The organism is Pantoea sp. SM3640, from assembly GCF_015654165.1.
GTDB classification, from domain to species: domain Bacteria; phylum Pseudomonadota; class Gammaproteobacteria; order Enterobacterales; family Enterobacteriaceae; genus Pantoea; species Pantoea vagans.
This window is the reverse complement of sequence record NZ_CP064872.1, coordinates 381431-402384: the sequence shown is the minus strand read 5'-3', so window position 1 is coordinate 402384 and position 20954 is coordinate 381431. Positions and strand designations below refer to the sequence as shown.

The window sequence follows — 20954 nt, the reverse complement described above, 5'->3', positions numbered from 1 at the left end:
TTCTGTCGCCCGCAGCGCGCTAAATGGCTGTCATTACGCAGGTTTCCAGTATCCCACAGTGCAGAAAGGGTTTTTGTGATGGCTCTCAACTTTTAAAGTTGTATAACAAGTTAGGCTCTCGCTCCATCATGAGGTCGTTAGAGACTCAGATAACGGCAAGGTCATAACAGGGTTGCTCACACAGAACCTGCGGGCGTGAGCAGAGCTGCATCACGTGCTGTCCCGCTCCAGATAACAACAGCGGCAAGACCGCATACAGAACTGGAAGAGGTAGAGGATGCGTAAGATCAAAGGGTTACGCTGGTACATGATTGGACTGGTGACGATCGGCACAGTGTTGGGGTATCTGACCCGTAACACCATTGCCGTGGCGGCTCCGACATTAATGTCAGAGCTGCATATCACCACGCAGCAGTACTCCTACATCATTGCGGCCTATTCAGCCTGCTACACGCTGATGCAACCGGTGGCAGGTTATGTGCTGGATCTTCTCGGCACCAAAGTCGGCTATGCCATGTTTGCCGTGTTGTGGGCAATATTCTGTGCCGCAACCGCGATGGCAGGCAGCTGGGGCGGCCTGGCTCTGGCACGTGGCGCCGTCGGTGCAGCTGAAGCAGCGATGATTCCGGCTGGACTGAAGGCAAGCAGTGAGTGGTTCCCGGCCAAAGAGCGTTCCGTCGCAGTGGGTTATTTTAATGTCGGTTCGTCTATCGGGGCGATGCTGGCTCCGCCGCTGGTGGTCTGGGCGATCGTGGCGCACAGCTGGCAGATGGCCTTTATCATGACCGGCGTACTGAGCATGGCCTGGGCGCTCTGCTGGCTGGTGTTTTACAAGCACCCGAAACAGCAGAAGAAGCTGAGCGATGAAGAGCGCGACTATATTCTCTCCGGTCAGGAAGCGCAGCATCAGACCGGCAACACCCGCAAAATGTCGGCCCTGCAGATTATCCGTAACCGCCAGTTCTGGGGCATTGCCCTGCCGCGTTTTCTGGCAGAACCGGCATGGGGAACCTTTAACGCCTGGATCCCGCTGTTCATGTTTAAGGTGTACGGCTTCAACCTGAAAGAGATTGCGATGTTCGCCTGGATGCCGATGTTGTTCGCAGACTTCGGCTGCATTCTGGGTGGCTATCTGCCGCCGCTGTTTCAGCGCTGGTTCGGCGTTAACCTGATCGTCTCTCGTAAGCTGGTGGTGACAATGGGTGCAGTGTTAATGATAGCGCCGGGCACCATCGGGCTGTTCACCAGTCCTTACGTCGCCATTGGTCTGCTGTGCGTCGGCGGGTTTGCGCATCAGGCCCTCTCTGGCGCGCTGATCACCCTGTCGTCAGACGTTTTTGGCCGCAACGAAGTTGCGACAGCTAACGGCTTAACCGGCATGGCCGCCTGGACCGCCAGCACCCTATTTGCGCTGGTTGTCGGCGCCCTGGCCGATACGCTGGGCTTCAGCCCGCTGTTTGCCGCACTGGCGGTGTTTGATCTGCTGGGTGCCGTTGTTATCTGGACGGTCCTGAAAAATAAACCGATTTCAGAGCTGAATACTGAAGCGGTTATTCCACAGGCTAGCATTGTTCGCAGTTAATCTGCCGGGCTGGCTTGCGCCAGCCCATTTCCTCGCACGCCCTGAAGTGGTATAACAACTTATCTGTCTGCAACCAGGATTGTGCTATGGACATCACTGAATCCCGTCGACTCTATCAACAGCTGGCCAGCGAGCTGAAAAGCCGCATTGAAACCGGAATCTATCCGGTGGGTGACAAACTGCCTGCTGAGCGCCTGATTGCCGAAGAGATGGAAGTGAGCCGTACCGTCGTCCGCGAAGCGATTATCATGCTGGAAGTGGAAGGCTATGTTGAGGTCCGTAAAGGTTCAGGCATTCACGTCATTGCCAGCCAGCAGCAGAATCGTATCGCCGCCACCAGCAGCCAGCTCGAGTTTGCCACCTTTGGTCCGTTTGAATTACTTCAGGCGCGCCAGCTGATTGAGAGTAACGTGGCGGAATTCGCTGCCACCCAGGTAACGCGTCAGGACATTATCGATCTGATGGCGATACAGGAAAAAGCCCGCCAGGAGGATCACTTCCGCGACTCCGAGTGGGACATGCAGTTTCATGTGCGTATTGCGCAATCCACCCAGAACAGTGCCTTAGCCGCCATCGTTGAAAAAATGTGGCTGCATCGTCTGCACAATCCCTACTGGCTTAAACTTCACGAACATATCGACCAGCGCAGCATTCTCAGCTGGTGCGACGACCACGATCAGATTCTTAAAGCGCTGATGCGTAAAGATCCCGCCGCCAGCAAACTGGCGATGTGGCAACATCTGGAAAATACTAAACAGATGCTGTTTAACGCGACGGCGGATGATTTTGAATTTAACGTGGATCGTTACATGTTTGGTGAAAATCCGGTCATCCTGCCTGATGGGTCCAATAACGCCCGCTAAACGTGCCTGAAAACACCCTGAGATGGTCAGTTAATCTGCAATAGTGTCAGGTCATGTAAAGCTCCTTTTTACACGCCGTTTCACAAGGTAAAACTCCTGTTCGCCAGAGAGTTTTCCTGTCTCAGACAGGCGATTTTTGTTACAGTTATCGCCCTTTTATTACCCTTTGCGACAGGGTTTTATAAAGTCGCTGATTTAACAATCAATTCTGGAAGGATCCGGAAAACCCCGCCCAGGCTGCGCTCCTAAAATTTATAACGAAATGCCGGTCTGCGTTTAAGTCCCTGTGGGACATGTTTAACAATGATGTTCAGGAATGATTGATGGATATTTTGCAAGCGTTGCTGCATGCCCTGTGGCAACAGGACTACGAAACCCTCTCCGACCCCACGCTGGTATGGGCCATTTACGGCGTGCTGTTCATGATTTTGTTTTTAGAAAATGGCCTGCTTCCTGCCGCATTTCTGCCGGGTGACAGTCTGCTGATTCTGGTCGGCGTTCTGATTGCCAAAGGCACCATGAGTTTCCCATTAACGATTCTGGTTTTAACCACCGGAGCCAGCCTCGGCTGCTGGGTGAGCTACATTCAGGGCCGCTGGCTGGGCAATACGCCTACGGTACAGAAATGGCTTTCTCACCTTCCCGCCCAGTATCATCTGCGCGCGCACAGCATGTTCCACCGTCACGGCTTATCTGCCCTGTTGATTGGCCGCTTTATCGCCTTTGTGCGAACGCTGCTGCCGACCATCGCCGGGTTATCAGGCCTCAGCAATGCCCGCTTTCAGTTCTTCAACTGGGTGAGTGCTTTCCTCTGGGTGGTCATTCTGACCGTTATCGGCTTTGCGCTGGGTAAAACCCCCATTTTCCGTCGTTATGAAGATGAGATGATGTTCTTCCTGATGATGCTGCCGCTGGCGCTGCTGGTCTTTGGCCTGGTGGGATCGCTGGTCGTGTTATGGCGTAAGCGTCAGGCGAATCAGAACGGGAAAGCCGAGTAATGAAACTGCTGCAGGCTATTCCTAAACGGTGGATACCGTGGTTGATTGCTGGCGCGCTTGCGCTGACCGCGCTTTGTGTGGTTCCTCCTCTGATGCAGCACGAGACAGTGGTGCAGATTCGGGTTTCTCATGCTGGCGCAACGCTGCCTGATGGCTTTTATCTCTATCAGCAATTAAGCGCGCAGGGGATCCGTATCAAAAGCATCACGCCTGCGGGTGACGCACTGATCATTCATTTTGACAGTGAAGAGCAGAGCCTGGCCGCACAGAAGGTATTACGCCGCCTTCTGCCGCAGGGCTTTATCGTCGCTCAGCACGATCACGCTCAGCACCTCTCTCTGGCGTAATCTGACCCTCTCTTTGCTTTCAGATCGCCGCGAAAGGGTGCGGCGGTCTGAAAGGCTCTCTATCTCCCGGTCTTCTTTGAACTTTTTACTATCGATGTCTATGCTTAACCGAGAGTCGATTTTCAGCACCTGCAGGCATAATGCCTGACGCGTGATGACGAATCAGGTCGCAATGGAAGGTTCAGGACCGATGAAATATCAAGTATTGCTGGGCGTCGCGCTGCTTTCGCTGTCGGGTTCGCTGCTGGCAGCAGAATCGCTTTGTGAACAGAAAGAACAGGATATTCAGCGTGAAATCGGGATGGCGCAGAAGCATAACAACCAGCGCCGGGTTAACGGCCTGGAGCGTGCGTTGACCGAAGTCCGGGCTGATTGCAGCGATAAAAAGCTGGAAGCCGCCCATCTGGAAAGAATTAATGCTCAGAAGCAGAAAGTGGCTGAGCGTGAGCACGCACTCAGGGAAGAGCGTGAAGAGGGCCATGACAGGGAGAAGATTGCCAAACGACAACAAAAACTGGATGAAGCGCGCCGGGAGCTGAAAAAGTTACAGGCGGAGCCCTATTAATCGGAATTAACCAACTGATGTTAAAGGAGTATTTTATGTCTAAAGACACATCATCGGAACATTTGCGTGCTGAACTGAAAAACCTTGCCGACACCCTGGAAGAAGTGCTGAGCAGCAGCACCGAAAAATCCAAAGGCGAGCTGGATAAACTTCGCAGTAAAGCGCGTGATGCGCTGGACAGCTCACGTGAGCGTCTGGGCGAATCAGGCGAGCGCATCGCAGCGACTACGCGCGAAGCGGCGCAGAAAGCCGAAGGCTACGTGCGTGAGAATCCATGGCATGGTGTGGGTATCGGTGCAGCGATTGGCGTCGCACTCGGCATGCTCATTTCGCGTCGCTAACCATGGCCGACTCACAGCAGAACCACGGCCCGGCTAAAGGGGTCATTAACATCGGCCAGCGTATCGTTACCACGCTGGTTGGCATGGTTGAGACACGCGTTCGTCTGGCAGTGGTGGAACTGGAGCATGAGAAAGCGAATCTGATACAGATGCTGTTGATGATTGGCCTGACAATGCTGTTCACTGCATTTGGTCTGATGAGCCTGATGGTTCTGATCATCTGGGCAGTCGATGCACAATATCGTCTGATGGCGATTGGCATCACGACCGGTACGCTGTTTTTGCTGGCGGTTATTTTCGGGCTCTGGACGCTTCACAAATCACGTCAGTCCACGCTGTTGCGCCATACGCGCAAAGAGCTGGAAACAGACCGTAATTTGCTTGAGGACCAGCGCTGATGAGCCGCCGCGAGCGTGAAGAACGCATCCATGAACTGCTTAAGCATGTGCAGCAGCAGCGGCTGGATTTAAGCGCTGCGCGGCGTGACTGGCTGGAAGGCACCGCCCACTACGATCGCGGCTGGTTTACTTTCCTCAGCTTACGTCGCTATCTGGCCATTGGCAGCAGCGCGCTCGCCGTTTACTCCATTCGCAGTCCGAGCAAGCTGTTACGCTGGGCGAAGCGGGGATTCGGTGCCTGGAGCACCTGGCGCATGATCAAGTCTGCTCTTCCCCCGCGTTAATCCCGCTTAAAGCCGGTCCTGAAAAGGCCGGCTTTTCTTCTTCAGAATTTCTGAAGAACACTGACAGTATATCTCGCTTACAACCTTTCCACGCCGCGATTATCATCTCCAGCTATCAACCCAATGAATGCAGAACTGCTTTCAGCGGGCATAAACCCTGCGGGCAGCTTGCCCTGCATCCCTGATAGCGCTGGAGTAAATGATGAAAAAATTCGAAGACGTTGGTTTATTAGTGGCTCGTATCCTGATGCCAATCCTGTTCATTACGGCCGGCTGGGGCAAAATCACCGGTTATGCAGGTACTCAGCAATATATGGAAGCGATGGGCGTCCCTGGCTTTATGCTGCCATTGGTTATCCTGCTGGAGTTTGGCGGCGGTCTGGCGATTCTGTTTGGTTTCCTGACCCGTTTTACTGCCCTGTTCACTGCCGGCTTCACCATCCTGACCGCGTTTCTGTTTCACAGTAACTTCGCAGAAGGCGTAAACCAGCTGATGTTCATGAAGAACCTCTCTATCGCAGGTGGTTTCCTGGTGTTAGGTCTGGTGGGCCCGGGTGCATACAGCCTTGATCGCCTGATCAGCAAAAGAAAACCACAGGCATCAATTGCGCGCTAATCTCACATAAAGCGTATTGCCACATATACTTAACAGGGCGGGGACATTTCCCCGCCCTGCTTGCATTGGAGCCATTATGGGACAGTTAATTGACGGTGTCTGGCATGACACCTGGTACGACACCAAATCTACCGGCGGACGTTTCAAGCGTTCAGAATCGGCTTTTCGCAACTGGGTAACGCCGGATGGCAGCGCCGGTCCGGTCGGTAAAGCGGGATTTGCCGCTGAGCGCGATCGCTATCATCTTTATGTCTCGCTGGCCTGCCCCTGGGCGCACCGCACGCTGCTGATGCGTCAGCTGAAAGGTCTGGACAGCATGATCGATGTCTCCGTGGTAAATCCACTGATGCTGGAGAATGGCTGGACGTTCGATGACACCTTCCAGGATGCGACCGGCGATAAGCTCTACCAGAACGAGTTCCTTTATCAGCTCTATCTGCACGCCGACCCGCAATACAGTGGCCGCGTTACTGTGCCGGTATTGTGGGACAAGCAGCAGAACACCATCGTCAGCAATGAATCAGCGGATATCATCCGCATGTTCAACAGTGCGTTTGATGCGGTGGGCGCCCGTGCCGGTGACTACTATCCCGTTGCGCTGCGTGAAAAGATTGATGAGCTGAATGGCTGGATTTACGACACCGTGAATAACGGCGTCTATAAGTCGGGCTTCGCCACGTCGCAATCCGCGTACGATGAGGCCGTCACTGCGCTGTTCCATTCGCTGTCACGGCTGGAGCAGATCCTGGGCCAGCATCGCTATCTCACCGGCGATCAATTGACCGAAGCGGATCTACGTTTGTGGACCACGCTGGTGCGCTTTGATCCGGTCTATGTGACCCACTTCAAATGCGATCGTCACCGGATCGGTGACTACAGAAACCTCAGCGGTTTCCTGCGTGATATCTATCAGATGCCGGGCATTGCGGAGACGGTCAATCTGCCGCATATCCGTCATCACTACTACTGCAGCCACAAGACCATCAACCCGAGCGGCGTCATTTCGCTGGGCCCGGCGTTTGACTGGGATGAACCGCACGGCCGCGGTTAAATGTTGTTAGCGCCACAAAGCAAAAACCCCGCCGAAGCGGGGTTTCTGGTAAAAAGTCGACGCTGACCGTTAAGCCGCGTTCTTTTCATAGAGAGCGTCGTGGACAGTCATTCATCGCTGCCTGCACCAGGCCCGCAAAAGCAAAAACCCCGCCGAGGCGGGGTTTCTGGTAAAAAGTCGACGCTGACCGTTAAGCCGCGTTCTTTTCATAGAGAGCGTCGTGGACAGTCATTCATCGCTGCCTGCACCAGGCCCGCAAAAGCAAAAAACCCGCCGAGGCGGGGTTTCTGGTAAAAAGTCGAAGCTGACCGTTAAGCCGGGTTCTGTCGTGGACAGTCATTCATCTAGGCCAGCAATCGCTCACTGGCTCAAGCAGCCTACCCGGGTTCAGTACGGGCCGTACCTTGTGAACCCCTATTTGGCCTTGCTCCGGGTGGAGTTTACCGTGCCACGAACTGTTGCCAGTCGCGCGGTGCGCTCTTACCGCACCCTTTCACCCTTACCTGATCCCATTTCTGGGCCATCGGCGGTTTGCTCTCTGTTGCACTGGTCGTAGGCTTGCGCCTCCCAGGCGTTACCTGGCACCCTGCCCTATGGAGCCCGGACTTTCCTCCCCTCTGCCCGTCTCCCCACAAGTGAGGACGACGACAAAGCGGCGACTGTCTGGTCAGCTTCGGCGCGGGATAATAGGACATTCGCCGGCATTTGTCACGCCTCTTGCTGCTCCAGCGCATACTTATAGAGGGCATTTTTCTTCACGCTGTGGATCTCAGCGGTCAGCGCAGCGGCGCGCTTCAGTGGCAGCTCTTTTTGCAGCAGCGCCAGCGTACGCAGCGCATCGGCCGGTAACGCGTCTTCGTCATCGACCTTGTGCCCTTCAACAATCAGCACCATTTCACCTTTACGACGATTGTCATCTTCTTTCACCCAGGCCAGCAGTTCGCCAACCGGTGCACCGTAAATTGACTCCCAGGTCTTGGTCAGCTCGCGCGCCAGCACGACGTAGCGTTCAGCCCCCAGCTCACTCACCATATCCTGCAGACTGTCGATCAGACGGTGGGTCGATTCATAAAAAATCAGCGTGCGTGGCTCCTGTACCAGCGCCCGCAGCGCATCGCAGCGGCCTTTGGTTTTGGCGGGCAGAAACCCTTCGTAACAGAAACGATCGGATGGCAGTCCTGCAGCACTTAACGCGGCAATGGCAGCACAGGCACCGGGCAGCGGCACCACACGAATACCCGCTTCACGGCAGCGACGCACCAGATGGTAGCCCGGATCGTTGATCAGCGGCGTGCCAGCATCGGAAACTAAGGCTATGCTTTGACCCTCCTGCAGCTTCGTTAACAGCAGTTCAGCCTTGTGCTGCTCGTTGTGGTCATGAAGTGAGAAGAGTCGCGCATTGATGGCGAAATGTTGTAGCAACAGCCCGGTATGACGTGTATCTTCCGCAGCGACCAGATCGACGCTCGAAAGCACCGTCAGCGCCCGCTGGGTGATATCACCCAAATTACCAATCGGGGTTGGAACGATGTAGAGCGTGCTGGCAGAAATCTCTGCCCGATCGAGTTGTTTCATTGTTTCATCCGAATTGCCGATTTAATATTGAGCATCTTGAAAAAAACATCACTGGATACAGTATGCTTCCTTCAAAAGTCGTTCGTCATAAAGCAGGACGCTTTCTGCCTGTCATTCTTGCTGGGCTGATTTTAGCCGCATGTAGCGGTCAGGGGCCGCAAACCTCAACCGTCAATATTCAGGGGCCAGTCACCGCCAGCTCCGCTTACTATCTGCAGCAAGCGCAGCAAAGCAGCGATGATAGCAAGACCGACTGGCAATTACTCGCAATCCGCGCCCTGTTGAAGGAAGGAAAGTATCCTGAGGCGACCCAGCAACTGAGCCAGTTGCCGCAGCAACTCTCTGAGACGCAGCAACAGGAATCCCTGCTGCTGAAAGCGCAATTGCTGATTTCACAGCAGAAAACCAAAGAAGCTGAACCGCTATTAGCTGCCGTGAAAACCGGTTCGCTGTCGCAGGATCAGCTGGCGCGTTATTACAGCCTGCAGATCGCCAGCGCCCAGGGTCGCCCTTCACTCTCACTGCTGCGCACCTATATTGCGCAGGAGCCGCTGCTGAAAGGCACCGATCATCAGGCCAACATTGACGCCACCTGGCAGACACTGACGCAGATGTCGCCGCAGGAGGCCAGCAACCTGGTGATTAATGCCGACGAAAATGTGCTGCAGGGCTGGCTCGATCTGCTCGCGGTCTGGCGCGCCAACGCGCAGGATGCGGAGATGCTGAAGTCAGCTATCAAAGACTGGCAGACCCGCTATCCACAGAACCCGGCGGCCAAAACGCTGCCGACGCAGCTAAGCCAGATGCAGAACTACACCAAAGCCTCAACCAGCATCATCGCGCTGTTGCTGCCGCTGAACGGCCAGGCGCAGGTGTTCGCGAATGCGATTCAGAAAGGCTTTAACGACGCGAAGAACGGCGTCTCCGCACCGGTCGCTCAGCCTGCTGCTGCCCAGCCTGCCGCTGCAGATGCGACGGCCAGCACGCAACCTGCCGCTGCAGCGGGATCGGCTGCCGATCCCATCAGCGCGCCGCAGCAGTCTGCTGACACCACAACCCAACCTCAGTCACAGCCCCAGTCTCAGCCTGCTACTGCCGCACCGGCCAGCAACGCCCAGATCAAAGTCTATGACACCAGCAGCCAGCCTATTGAGCAGGTCATGCAGCAGGCTCAGCAGGATGGCGCGACTATCGTGGTCGGCCCGCTGCTGAAGAGCAACGTTGAAAAGGTCGCCAACAGCCAGACGCCACTGAATGTGCTTGCGCTCAATGAGCCGGAGAAGATCCAGAACCATCCGAATATCTGCTACTTTGCGCTTTCTCCTGAAGACGAAGCGCGCGATGCCGCGCACCATATCTGGGATCAGGGCAAACGCCAGCCGCTGTTGCTGGTGCCGCGCAGCGGACTGGGCGATCGCGTCACCAACGCTTTTGCTCAGGAGTGGCAGAAACTGGGTGGCAGCACCGTCATGCAGCAGCGATTTGGCTCGACATCTGAGCTGAAACAGGGCATCAACAGCGGTGCGGGCATCAGCTTATCGGGTACGCCGGTGAACGCTGCACCTGCTGAGCCGCAGGGTGTTTCGATTGCGGGCCTGACCATTCCGGCACCGCAACAGAGCACGCCAGATGTGGTCAGCACCAGCAGCGGTGGCGACGTCGATGCGGTCTACATCGTCTCCACGCAGGATGAACTGCAGCTGATCAAGCCTATGATTGCCATGCGCACCGGCAGCCGCAGCAACATTTCGCTGTATGCCAGCTCGCGCAGCGCGCAGGCGGGTGCCGGCCCGGACTTCCGTCTGGAAATGGATGGCCTGCAGTTCAGCGATATTCCGCTGCTCTCCGGCAGCAACCCTGGCCTGATGCAGCAGACCTCAAAGTCATTCAATAATGACTACTCGCTGGTGCGTCTCTATGCCATGGGTATGGATGCCTGGACGCTGGCGAATCACTTCAACCAGATGCGTCAGTCTCCTGGCTTTACGCTGGATGGCAATACCGGCAAGCTCAGCGCCGACACGGATTGTGTGATCAACAGGAAGTTGACATGGAACCAGTATCGTCGGGGCGAAATCGCACCGGCCAACTAAATCGCCGTCAGATTGGTGCCGGGCATGAAGAAGATGCCCGGCGCTATCTGGAGCAGGCTGGCCTGATATGGGTCGCCAGCAATGTTCACTTTCGCAATGGTGAACTTGACCTGATTATGCGTGACGGGCACTGTTGGGTGTTTGTTGAAGTCCGCTACCGGCGCGATGCGCGTTACGGTGGCGCACTTGCCAGCGTTACCCGGAATAAACAACAAAAGCTGCTGCGCGCTGCCGCTCTCTGGCTGGCGCAACGCGGCGGCAGTTTTGAAACAGTGAATTGCCGTTTCGACATCATCGCCATTACCGGCACGGCGCTCGAGTGGCTGCCGAATGCCTTTAATGCAGACGTTTAGAACCAGGTGGTCGTGTGCAGGAAAGAATTAAAGCGTGTTTTACCGAAAGTATTCAAACCCAGATTGCCGCAGCCGAGGCGTTGCCCGATGCTATCTCGCGCGCGGCCATGACGCTGGTGCAGTCGCTACTGAATGGCAATAAAATCCTGAGCTGTGGTAACGGTGCTTCATCTGCCAATGCCCAGCACTTCGCCGCCAGCATGATCAACCGTTTTGAGACCGAACGCCCCAGCTTACCGGCGCTGGCCTTAAGTGCCGACAACGTGATGCTGACCGCGATTGGTAACGACCGTCTGCATGATGAAATCTATGCCAAGCAGGTACGCGCACTGGGACACGCAGGCGATGTGTTACTGGCTATCTCAACCCGGGGCAACACCCGCGACATCGTCAAGGCGGTAGAAGCGGCGGTAACACGCGATATGACTATCGTTGCGCTTACCGGGTATGATGGCGGAGAGCTCGCCGGACTGCTGGGTCCGCAGGATGTGGAAATCCGCATTCCGTCGCACCGCAGCGCCCGTATTCAGGAGATGCATATGCTCACCGTTAATTGCTTATGCGATCTGATCGATAACACTCTCTTTCCCCATCAGGAATGACCGAAGGAGCACGAATGAAAGCATTGAATGCTATAGCTATTCTGTTAACCGCCATGCTGCTGCAGGGCTGCGTTGCGGTTGTGGCTGGCGGCGCAGCGGTTGCCACCAAAACGGCGACCGATCCCCGCTCGGTAGGGACGCAGGTTGATGACGGCACCCTGGAGCTGCGCGTCACTAACGCGCTGGCGAAAGATCAGCAGATTAAAACCGATGCCCGCGTCATCGCCACGGCTTATCAGGGCAAAGTGCTGCTGACCGGCCAGGCACCTTCGCAGGAGATCGCCAATCGTGCCAAACAGATCACCATGGGCGTTGATGGCGCAACCGAAGTCTACAACGAGATCCGCATCGGCCAGAAAGTGACGCTGGGCACCACGTCGTCCGACACCTGGATCACCACCAAAATTCGCTCGCAACTGCTGGGCAGCGATCAGGTGAAATCCTCCAACGTGAAGGTGACGACCGAGAATGGCGAAGTGTTCCTGCTGGGTCTGGTGACGCAACAGGAAGCGCAGGCCGCGGCCGATGTTGCCAGCCGCGTCAGTGGCGTGAAGCACGTCACCACCGCCTTTACCATGCTGAAGTAACCGGTAAAAGCGCAAAAAGGCGGCCCTGGCCGCCTTTTTTATTGCCCGGTTTTCAGACCGGAATGTCGATAACCAGCGCGCGGGTCGCGGTTTTTGCAGTCAACTGCAACTGCCTCTCTTCCTGCAAAAAGGCACCATCGCCACAGCCCAGCTTCTCCTGATGATCCGTGCCGGACATCGCCTCCAGCGAACCGTGAATCGACTGCAGATAGGCTCGCGGCCCCTGTATCGGCAGCGAGTAATGTTCGCCCGGTGCTAGCTCGACCTGATGGATCCACACCTGCTGACGCAGTTGCAGGCTGTCGTCCACGCCATCCGGCGAAGCAATCAGCTGAGACACGCGACCTTCCGTCAGGGCTATTTTCTGCATCCGCGGATTTTCGCGCTCTGGACAGGCGGCCAGCCAGAGCTGCATGCGCGTCAGCGGGCGATCTTTGCTCAGGTTAATTTCGGTGTAACTCACTCCGGGCTGAGCAGAGAGCAGCAGCGCTTCCCCTTCCCGCACGCTGATCGTGTTGCCTTCACTGTCGCGGTATTCGGCTTCACCCTGCAGCACGATGTTCAGCACATCGACCTGAGGATAAGTGCGCGGCTGAAAAGCGGCACCCGGTGCCAGCACTTCCTGGTTCAGTACGCGCAGCGACGCGTAACCCATCAGTTTGGGATCAAAATAGTGGCCAAAAGAGAAACTGTAGCGGCCCTGTAACCAGCCGAAATCGGCCTGACCACAGGCGGACGCACTGCGTGTCGTTATCATTATTTACCTCCGGCATCCGGTGACGAGGATCGGCCACGGACTTTATGCACCTATGGTAAAAGTCTGGACGCCGGATTGTTAGCCAGTTAATCTGCCCGGCATGTTCAAATTTCCTGACAGAGAACCGGGATGGCTAAAGAGCGTGCGTTAACCCTTGAATCGTTACGCGTTATGGATGCGATTGATCGGCGTGGCAGTTTCGCAGCAGCCGCAGATGAACTGGGGCGCGTGCCTTCCGCCCTCAGCTACACCATGCAGAAGCTGGAAGAGGAGCTGGATGTGGTGCTGTTTGACCGCTCCGGTCACCGTACCAAATTTACCAACGTGGGACGCATGCTGCTGGAGCGTGGCCGGGTACTGCTGGAAGCGGCCGACAAGCTCACCACCGATGCGGAAGCGCTGGCGCGTGGCTGGGAAACCCATCTGACCATTGTTACCGAAGCGCTGGTGCCCATTGATGCACTGTTTCCGCTGGTGACCCGTCTGGCCGACAAAGCCAACACGCAGTTTTCGCTGGTGACGGAAGTGCTGGCGGGCGCATGGGAAAGACTGGAACAGGGCCGCGCCGATATCGTGATTGCCCCCGATATGCACTTCCGCGCCTCTACCGAGATCAACACCCGCAAGCTCTACACCATGATGAGCGTCTACGTCGCCAGTGCGGATCACCCGATTCATAACGAGCCGGAACCGCAGTCTGAAGTAACGCGGGTGAAATACCGTGGCATTGCGGTTGCGGATACCGCACGTGAGCGTCCGGTGCTGACCGTGCAGTTGCTGGATAAGCAGCAGCGCCTGACCGTGAGCAGCATGGACGACAAGCGCCGTGCGCTGCTGGCGGGCCTGGGCGTGGCAACCATGCCCTATTCATTAGTCGAGCAGGATATTGCCGAAGGCCGCCTGCGGGTGGTGAGTCCGGAGTATACCCGCGAGGTCGATATTATTATGGCGTGGCGACGTGACAGCATGGGCGAAGCCAAATCCTGGTGTCTGCGCGAGATCCCGCGCCTGCTGGCGAAGAAAAACTAAGTATCATGGTTTCAGGGCGAAGCTAAGACCGGCTCAGGCAATCCATCGCTACCGCCCTGAAGCTGTTGAAATCGCTGCTGTCCCGCAGGCGGGTCATCGCCCGTTCACGCAGGAACGTCACAAACAGATCGTATATCGCCATTGCCTCTTCATACTCACTTTTGCTGATTGCCAGCAGGAAGATGACATAGGCGGTATCGTCGCCCCACGCGATGCCGTGCGGTGCCAGCACGGTATAGACCACGGTTTTCTTTGCCAGCAGTCCCAGCGAGTGCGGCAGTGCGATCCCTTCGCCCAGCATGGTGCTGACAATCGCTTCACGCTCTTCAACCGACGGACAGAACGCCGCATCCACAAAGCCCTCCGCCTGCAGCTGATCGCACAGCTGACGAAACAGTTCAGACTGGGTCATCGGCCTGTCAACAATATGAAAATGCTGGGCATCAAAAAATTTCGCCAACATATAGGGCCGGGTCCGGTCGACCAGCACCAGCTTGCCAATCTGCTCCAGCTGAAAACCGGTGGGAAACGGTGACATCACCACCACCGGTTTCTCTTTTTCACTGAGCCGGATGGTCGAGATAACAAAATCTTCGTCGATACGGCTGCGCGCCTCATATTCGCGCTGTGACAGGCGCGCCGTGACCTGTAACTGCGGGTATTTACGCAGCAGCATTGCCTCAATCATGCGCAGCGTAGAGTTACCGCTGTCGCACACCAGCAGCACCTGCGGATGGCGCTGATAGCCGACGTCATAGTGGCGCTCCAGCCCGACGCCAATATGCAGCACCAGAAAGCCGATCTCATTTTCGGAGATAACATACGGGGTATATTTCCCCCAGCTGGTTACCGCCGCTAAGGTGACATCGTAGGCCATCGGATAGTGCTGCTTGATGTTGCTGAGCAAGGGGTTGGGAATGTGGATCTGATAGCGCACCCGGGTAATCATGGTTTTGATGTGGGTGAGCAGATCGGCACGCAGCTGCTGATCGTTTTGAAGATTGAAGTTGTAGTGGGTGTTGATAAAGCTGAGCAGGTAATCCACCAGCGCGTCGGCGTCATCGGCATTAATAGCGCTGGGGGCGATCGCCTGAATGCGCCGCGCCGCAATATTGACCCGCAGCCAGTTCTCTTCCGCTGGTGAAATCGGTTTGCTGACCAGCGGGCGCATCAGATTAATCAGCTGATGTGCCGCTTCACGCACCTCATCACCAATCTCCTCGGCTCCCGGATCGTTTAGCGGATAGCCTTCACTGATGCGACGCACCGCCACGGCGCAGTAAAGCCGCAGATAGCGCTCGCCCTCATCGCTGAGACGAATATTGTGCTGGGCAAAGCAGTTTTGCAGCAGCGGGCGCAGCGTCTCCAGCATGCCGCTGTTGAGCGCTTCAATCGTCAGCAGCGGACTCTCCGGCTGCGCCTGATCGATTTGCCATAACAGATCGGTCAGGCAGGTCCGAATCGCCACTTCGCTGCCGAACAGCTTCATGCCGTAGTGTGGCTTGCTTTCAATAGTGAGGTGATAGCGCCCCAGCCATTCGCGGACTTCTGCCATATCATTCTGCAGGGTGGCGCGGCTGACAAACCACTCTTCGGCCAGCTCTTCAAGTTTCAGCGAATAGGCCGCAGTGAGAAAGCGGGTCAGCAGGTAGCGAACCCGGTCTGGCGAGCTGCGTGGCACCCGTAGCGGCGACGCGGTGTGCTGCTGCAGATGCTGAAAGCGCTGAGCATCCTCAATCTTCAGCTGATAGCCCGCGCCACGGCTCAGGATAAACTGCGCGCCATGCTCTGCCAGCAGCGCATTCAGCGCCGTGATATCGGTGCGCACGGTGCGGGTCGAGACGGCAAAACGCCGCGCCAGCTCATCCTGAGGCAGCGTTTCGTTTTGCAGGGCATCGAACAGTTGCGCGAGGCGCTGATTGGGAAATCTCACAAGCGTTACCTGTTTGCAGACAGAAAGTGGGAACATCAGCCTACGGCGATCGTCACACAACGTCCATGTTGCGCGATCGGCCTGCTGCAGGCTGATCGTGTCGATCTCTACGCCAGTAGCGTTTTACAGATAGCCAGTAGCTGCTGCACATCTTCGATGCGGGTTTCTCCGCTGGCTTTGTCGATGATCGAACTGTAGACGTGCGGGATCACTTTGCTGACGCCGGACTCCAGCGCAATGCGCACGATCTCGCCGAAATTCTCCAGATCGATACCGCCGGTGGGCTCCAGCCAGAAATCGAGTTTTGCACAGGCTTCCGCCACGGCGCGATACTCATCCACCGCCTGCAGACCGCCCATCGGGAAATATTTCACCGAGCTGCCGCCCATATCCTGCAGCATCGCAATCGCCGTTTCGATAGGCACGATCCCGTCCTGCTGTTTTGCGCTGCGCGGCCCGGTAGAGATTTTCACCTGACCCGGCGTGCCGGTGGGCGAGATCAGACCGTTCACGATGGTCTGTGACTGGCCCAGCAGCGCACGACTGGTGGCGACACCGGTAAAAACCTGGTTCACATGCTGCGGTTGCAGCACCGCGGAGATCTCACTCACCATCTGTGACTGATTAGGATCACCCGCACCCAGCCCCACCGACAGCGCATTATCAATCAGCGCAGCATACTCGCGCATATCAGCGATAGCGGCGTCATTGCTGGCGTAGTTTTTTGACAGCACGCCGACCAGCACGTGCCCTTCTGCTGCCTGCCAGATGGCGCGGGCGTTCTCTTTTGATCCCGCCAGGACGTTAAGGCAGATACGATCCTGATAAAAGTTGGGGGTCAGCGTCATGCGTGTTTCTCTCCGTTTAACAGTGCCTGAATGCGGGTAAAAATAGTGTTCAGTTGATCGGCGCTGACGCTGCGCACGTCTGCTTCAATGATCCCCTCGTTAGCTTTGTAGCCACGGAAGTAGATCGCGACGTCGCCCTTTTTCAGCGCCTGCACCAGATCGCCAGTGCGCTGCTGGATCGCAGCTTCGTCAAAGGCGATCTCCGCGCGGGCGATATCACGTCCGGCGGCATCCCACACGATACGGGCCGTCACGCCATTCAGGCCATTGAGCTGCTCAATAAACGGCGTCATTTTTTCCACCATCTGCGCACCGCTGATTTTTGGCTGCGTCAGATAGTTTTCGATTGCCTGAGTCAGCCCCAGAATCCCCTCTTTGCCCACTTTCATCGCGCGGCCAATGCCGTTGGTCTGGCGTTTGACCCACTCAACATAGTGGTGTCTGCCAATGACCAGCCCGCTGGTCGGCCCTTCAATCGCTTTTGCGCCGCTGTAGATCACCAGATCGGCGCCCGCCTGGTAGTAACACTGCAGATCCTCTTCCGCGGCCGCATCAACGATTAGCGGCACACCATGCTCACGCGCAACCGCCGCGGCCTGCGCCACATCGAGATGGCTCTTCTGCACGCAGTGATGCGATTTCACATAGAGGATTGCTGCGGTCTGTGGCGTGATCGCCGCCGCCAGCTGGGCAGGTGAGCACTCGTTGCTGTAACCCGCTTCCACCAGTTGCCCGCCACCCAGCGCCACCATGCTGCCGACCGGGGCGCCATAGTTCACGTTGTGCCCTTTCGGCACCACAATCTGGTGCGGGATGGTCAGCGGTGCGGCGTGCAGGTTATCCACCAGCCAGTCATTGTCTTTCACTATCACCGCCGCCACGCACTGGGCGATGCCTGCGGAGGCGCAGGAGACCACCAGCGCGTTCTCCACCTTCAGCAGACCGGCGATATAAGCACCGGTCTTATCCACCAGATCTTTCATTTCAAAGTAGTGGTCGAGGCCGTACTTCACCGTATCGATCACGTCACTCGACGGCGTAGAGACGCCGAGGATCGTCATACGGCCAGAGGCGTTAATTACCGGCTTCAGGCCATACTTTTCATATACCGAGGTCATGCGCTATTCCTTCTTCTGTCGCGATCCACGTACCAGCGACCACGGCCGCCAGCGGAACCAGATGCTTCTCACCGGCGACCTGTTCACCTTCTGAATCGATGAAGGGCCGGGTTTCCTCTTTGACGCTAAAAACAGTCAGGTCGGCGTCATAGCCAACTTTCAGCTGGCCCTTGCGCAGCAGGCGCAGTCCTGCGGCCGCATTGACCGTCACACAATCGATTACCTGCGGCAGCGTCATGCCGACGCTGAAGAATTTCGACATCACATGCGCCAGGCTGTGAACCGGCCCGGTCAGGCGATTACGGCAGTAGATGTCAGAGCTGATGGTGTCGGGCAGAATGCCCTGCGCAATCGCCACGCGGGCGACCTCGAAGCTGAAGCTGGCGCTGCCGTGGCCAACATCGAGTTTTACGCCACGTGCGATGGCATGTTTTACCGCCGCTTTGAGTTCACCCTGCGGCGTCAGAATGCGGTTGGGTTTGCCATTAAAGCAGTGCGTGATGATGTCGCCCGTGGTCAGCAGATCCGCAATCTGGTCGAGATTGGGTGGATTATTGCCAATGTGAACCATCAGCGGCAGACCGCCGCTCTCCTGCTGGATCGCTTTGGCTTTGATCAGCGGCTGGACGCCGTTCTGACCGACCACGCTGCTGCTGATGCGCGCCTTGAGGCCGACAATAAAATCGGGCAGTCGCGCCACGGCCTGCTGCACCGCCTCGCCATCGATCTGCGTCATATCGGCCAGCTCATTCTGAGTGACGATGCCGGTGCGGGCGATATTGATCAGCGCATAGACCTGGGTCTGCGCCGCGCGCGTCAGCTGGTAGAAGTCATCGATGTGTTCTGCGCCGGTGCTGCCCGCATCGACCACCGTGGTGACGCCATGCGCCACGCCAATCGCGTCCGCTTCATCATGGTAAATCGGTGATTTGGGATAGCAGTGAACGTGGGAGTCGATCCAGCCCGCGCTGAGGTAGTAGCGGCCCGCCAGATCGCGCTCACGCGGTGCGCTGCCCTGCACCTTGCCGATGGCAGCAATGCGGCCATCCTGCAACGCAATATCGACCACCTGCTCATCGCTGAGGCGCGCATTGCGGATAATCAAGTCGTACATGGTTTCTCCTTAACGGCAGCCCGCTGCCGGGCTGCCGGTGAGATCAGAGAGCAATCGGGAACAGCGCACCCAGGATCATCGCGCCGAGGATGGCACCGCCGGTAATCGGCTTGTTCCAGAGATAGAACAGCAGCGCACCCAGCAGCGAGCCCAGACCAATCGGAATGGAGGCCGCCATGGCGGACAGGATGATCAGCGGCCCCAGAAAGCGGCCTGAAGCATTACCTGCACCCATCATCACGTCTGCGCCGTAGGTGGAGTCGCTCTGATTGATGGTGAATTTACGCGCCAGAATGATCAGGTAGCCAATCGCCACGCCAATCACCAGGCCCGTCGCCAGCGAAGCTGCGAAGTTCGCCACGGGGAAGATGATGCCCGCCCCCAGCAGCAGTGCCGGCACACCCAGCCCGACCCCAGTCTGGATCGCGCCGCCGATATCCAGAATACCCACCAGCGAGCCTTCGATAATGCGGGCAAACAGGAAGCTGGCACCGAAGGCGGCGACCGCGCCGTAGACGCCGGTTTCCATCCCTGCGCGCAGCATCGAGACAAACGCCACTTCGTTAAACGCGCCAATACCATAGAGGTAATACATGTGGGTCCCGGCGAAAACGCCCGACGAGAGCAGGCCAACAAAGATCGGGAAAGACCAGTCGGCGTACCAGAAGCCTTTATTTTCGTTCATCACATTGCCTCTTATTTGCCGCTGACTGAGTTGTGGATCATGTCGAGCCAGCCTGGAATGCCGAGCTGGAAGGACTGCAGCAGCTTCATGTCGAAACCGCGGAAGAAGCCGCTCAGCACAAACAGCAGCACAATGGCGGTCATCATTACTTTGGTGACCCGGTTCCAGCCGCTCTCTTCCACGCCTTTACCGATCAGGATCCCCAGCACCAGACCTGGTACGGCGTTGCCCATGATCAGTTGCGCCAGACCGCCAAAAATGGTGGCCCAGAAGCCTGATTTTTTGCCTGCATCGATCGCCGCCAGCCAGAAGATGACCGGCATGACGGTATTCACCAGCAGGTTAGCGGCGGGCACCAGCACTTTGACCGCCGTCACCTGCAGCGCAGCCGGCACCGCAGAGGCGGTAGAGTTAAGGAAGGCGACCACGATCATGCCGATGATGCCGCAGGCGATGGCCATTTTTTTCGGATCGTGCAGCGTCTCCGCCACATTACGATTCTTCACCATCAGGGCAGCCGCACCCCAGTTTGGAATGATGCGATGGTCCACATCCTGCGTGAATGAACCGGCTGCGACAGACGATGCCCAGGCATTGAAAAAGAAGCCAAGACCAAAGGAGAAGTGGGAGGCCGGATCGCCTTCACACGAGTTCAGCTCGCCCAGCGTACGAAACGCCCCCATGCCCTGGGTGGTGGGCGCGTGGAACATACGTGCCGCCCCCGCGCCAACGCCGACGCCTACCAGGCCCCCAATGATCAACGACTTAAACAAAATGATTAAAAACATGTTGCTGTACCTTGTTGTCGTTTTTACCCGCCCTATCCGCGCCGCCGCATCGCCCCGGCCTGACCGCCGCGCTATCGCTACAGCAGTGGAATGGGCAAACGGCGGGCTGATGTAAACAGGTTCTGTTTTATGATGCCGCCGTGAACGTCACCTGTTCGGTGTCGAAAACGGTGACGCTGACGGTGATCTCCAGCGTCACGCTGAAGCTCCGCCGTTGGCGCGCCAGAAAGAAAAAGAGAAACTTCTCGGTTCTGACGCTCTCCTGCGCGCGCAGCACCCGGACATCCTGAGGTTCGATGCGCAGCAGAATTTTTTGCGTCGCGCGCAGAACCTGGTTCTGCACACGACTCAGGGCATCGGCAAAGGCTTTCGCTTTGGTGTCGCCTTTGCCCTCAACCGTCACCTGGGTAACGTAGTGTTCTTTCAT

24 protein-coding genes and 1 other RNA gene are annotated in these 20954 nt (G+C 56.9%); 15 read left to right on the top strand and 10 right to left on the bottom strand.

Going from position 1 to position 20954, the window contains the following annotated elements:
- Nucleotides 1-277: 277 nt before the first annotated feature.
- The 10 genes from IV493_RS02005 (at nucleotide 278) to IV493_RS01960 (ending at nucleotide 7045) form a co-directional block, all read left to right on the top strand.
- Nucleotides 278-1582, top strand: a complete 1305-nt coding sequence (locus tag IV493_RS02005; RefSeq protein ID WP_095706629.1) for an MFS transporter — start codon at nucleotides 278-280, stop codon at nucleotides 1580-1582.
- An 86-nt stretch (nucleotides 1583-1668) separates the two neighbouring features.
- The gene (gene exuR, locus IV493_RS02000; RefSeq protein ID WP_013359130.1) at nucleotides 1669-2445 is read left to right on the top strand and encodes a transcriptional regulator ExuR; all 777 of its coding nucleotides are present in this window, start codon (nucleotides 1669-1671) and stop codon (nucleotides 2443-2445) included.
- 323 nt (nucleotides 2446-2768) lie between these two features.
- Nucleotides 2769-3443 carry a DedA family protein gene (locus IV493_RS01995; protein WP_003850219.1) on the top strand — a complete coding sequence of 225 codons (675 nt, stop codon included), beginning with the start codon at nucleotides 2769-2771 and terminating at the stop codon, nucleotides 3441-3443.
- Nucleotides 3443-3790: an EnvZ/OmpR regulon moderator MzrA gene (gene mzrA, locus IV493_RS01990; RefSeq protein WP_013359131.1), complete on the top strand. Its 348-nt coding sequence runs from the start codon at nucleotides 3443-3445 to the stop codon at nucleotides 3788-3790. The genes IV493_RS01995 and mzrA overlap by 1 nt, the downstream gene beginning before the upstream one ends.
- A gap of 190 nt (nucleotides 3791-3980) precedes the next feature.
- A complete protein-coding gene (locus tag IV493_RS01985; RefSeq protein WP_033784674.1) occupies nucleotides 3981-4355 on the top strand; it encodes a DUF1090 domain-containing protein in 375 nt (124 codons plus the stop codon).
- Between the two features lie 35 nt (nucleotides 4356-4390).
- Nucleotides 4391-4696, top strand: a complete 306-nt coding sequence (locus tag IV493_RS01980; RefSeq protein WP_033733985.1) for a YqjD family protein — start codon at nucleotides 4391-4393, stop codon at nucleotides 4694-4696.
- 2 nt (nucleotides 4697-4698) lie between these two features.
- The gene (locus IV493_RS01975) at nucleotides 4699-5094 is read left to right on the top strand and encodes a phage holin family protein (protein WP_033733987.1); all 396 of its coding nucleotides are present in this window, start codon (nucleotides 4699-4701) and stop codon (nucleotides 5092-5094) included.
- Nucleotides 5094-5378, top strand: coding sequence for a YqjK-like family protein (locus IV493_RS01970; protein ID WP_033733988.1), 285 nt, complete (start codon nucleotides 5094-5096; stop codon nucleotides 5376-5378). Before IV493_RS01975 ends, IV493_RS01970 begins: the two co-directional genes overlap by 1 nt.
- 202 nt (nucleotides 5379-5580) lie before the next feature.
- Complete coding sequence (locus tag IV493_RS01965; RefSeq protein ID WP_013359135.1) at nucleotides 5581-5994, top strand: DoxX family protein; 414 nt, start codon at nucleotides 5581-5583, stop codon at nucleotides 5992-5994.
- Nucleotides 5995-6070: 76 nt separating this feature from the next.
- Nucleotides 6071-7045, top strand: coding sequence for a glutathione S-transferase family protein (locus IV493_RS01960; protein ID WP_033784091.1), 975 nt, complete (start codon nucleotides 6071-6073; stop codon nucleotides 7043-7045).
- A 296-nt stretch (nucleotides 7046-7341) separates the two neighbouring features.
- Here the strand turns inward: IV493_RS01960 and rnpB are convergent.
- An RNA gene (rnpB, locus tag IV493_RS01955) (RNase P RNA component class A) lies at nucleotides 7342-7720 on the bottom strand.
- 33 nt (nucleotides 7721-7753) lie between these two features.
- A complete protein-coding gene (gene rsmI, locus IV493_RS01950; protein ID WP_013359137.1) occupies nucleotides 7754-8620 on the bottom strand; it encodes a 16S rRNA (cytidine(1402)-2'-O)-methyltransferase in 867 nt (288 codons plus the stop codon).
- Between the two features lie 62 nt (nucleotides 8621-8682).
- On the opposite strand from rsmI, the gene IV493_RS01945 reads away from it, so the two are divergent.
- Genes IV493_RS01945 through dolP form a run of 4 tightly spaced genes read left to right on the top strand, consistent with a single transcriptional unit; the run spans nucleotide 8683 to nucleotide 12255 of the window.
- Nucleotides 8683-10713, top strand: a complete 2031-nt coding sequence (locus tag IV493_RS01945; RefSeq protein WP_033784092.1) for a penicillin-binding protein activator — start codon at nucleotides 8683-8685, stop codon at nucleotides 10711-10713.
- Nucleotides 10671-11066 (top strand): YraN family protein, encoded by a 396-nt coding sequence (locus IV493_RS01940; RefSeq protein WP_033784093.1) that lies wholly within the window; start codon nucleotides 10671-10673, stop codon nucleotides 11064-11066. Before IV493_RS01945 ends, IV493_RS01940 begins: the two co-directional genes overlap by 43 nt.
- 14 nt (nucleotides 11067-11080) lie before the next feature.
- Nucleotides 11081-11668: a DnaA initiator-associating protein DiaA gene (gene diaA / locus IV493_RS01935; RefSeq protein WP_003855538.1), complete on the top strand. Its 588-nt coding sequence runs from the start codon at nucleotides 11081-11083 to the stop codon at nucleotides 11666-11668.
- 14 nt (nucleotides 11669-11682) lie between these two features.
- A complete protein-coding gene (gene dolP / locus IV493_RS01930) occupies nucleotides 11683-12255 on the top strand; it encodes a division/outer membrane stress-associated lipid-binding lipoprotein (protein WP_013359140.1) in 573 nt (190 codons plus the stop codon).
- 52 nt (nucleotides 12256-12307) lie between these two features.
- Here dolP and IV493_RS01925 read toward each other — a convergent pair whose 3' ends face one another.
- On the bottom strand, nucleotides 12308-13012 hold the full coding sequence (locus IV493_RS01925; RefSeq protein WP_095706626.1) for a pirin family protein: 705 nt from the start codon (nucleotides 13010-13012) through the stop codon (nucleotides 12308-12310).
- 129 nt (nucleotides 13013-13141) lie between these two features.
- Between IV493_RS01925 and IV493_RS01920 the strand changes: the two genes are divergently transcribed.
- The gene (locus tag IV493_RS01920) at nucleotides 13142-14041 is read left to right on the top strand and encodes a LysR family transcriptional regulator (RefSeq protein ID WP_013359142.1); all 900 of its coding nucleotides are present in this window, start codon (nucleotides 13142-13144) and stop codon (nucleotides 14039-14041) included.
- Nucleotides 14042-14063: 22 nt separating this feature from the next.
- Here IV493_RS01920 and IV493_RS01915 read toward each other — a convergent pair whose 3' ends face one another.
- The 7 genes from IV493_RS01915 to IV493_RS01885 form a co-directional block, all read right to left on the bottom strand.
- Nucleotides 14064-15974, bottom strand: coding sequence for a transcription antiterminator (locus IV493_RS01915; RefSeq protein WP_041457115.1), 1911 nt, complete (start codon nucleotides 15972-15974; stop codon nucleotides 14064-14066).
- A gap of 107 nt (nucleotides 15975-16081) precedes the next feature.
- On the bottom strand, nucleotides 16082-16822 hold the full coding sequence (locus IV493_RS01910) for a KDGP aldolase family protein (RefSeq protein WP_033734002.1): 741 nt from the start codon (nucleotides 16820-16822) through the stop codon (nucleotides 16082-16084).
- The gene (locus tag IV493_RS01905; RefSeq protein WP_147789833.1) at nucleotides 16819-17940 is read right to left on the bottom strand and encodes a DgaE family pyridoxal phosphate-dependent ammonia lyase; all 1122 of its coding nucleotides are present in this window, start codon (nucleotides 17938-17940) and stop codon (nucleotides 16819-16821) included. The genes IV493_RS01910 and IV493_RS01905 overlap by 4 nt, the downstream gene beginning before the upstream one ends.
- On the bottom strand, nucleotides 17924-19054 hold the full coding sequence (locus IV493_RS01900; protein WP_195857653.1) for an amidohydrolase/deacetylase family metallohydrolase: 1131 nt from the start codon (nucleotides 19052-19054) through the stop codon (nucleotides 17924-17926). The genes IV493_RS01905 and IV493_RS01900 overlap by 17 nt, the downstream gene beginning before the upstream one ends.
- 43 nt (nucleotides 19055-19097) lie before the next feature.
- Nucleotides 19098-19739, bottom strand: coding sequence for a DUF4310 family protein (locus IV493_RS01895; protein WP_033734006.1), 642 nt, complete (start codon nucleotides 19737-19739; stop codon nucleotides 19098-19100).
- An 11-nt stretch (nucleotides 19740-19750) separates the two neighbouring features.
- The gene (locus tag IV493_RS01890; protein WP_008925780.1) at nucleotides 19751-20527 is read right to left on the bottom strand and encodes a DUF4311 domain-containing protein; all 777 of its coding nucleotides are present in this window, start codon (nucleotides 20525-20527) and stop codon (nucleotides 19751-19753) included.
- Between the two features lie 127 nt (nucleotides 20528-20654).
- Complete coding sequence (locus IV493_RS01885) at nucleotides 20655-20954, bottom strand: DUF4312 family protein (protein WP_013359149.1); 300 nt, start codon at nucleotides 20952-20954, stop codon at nucleotides 20655-20657.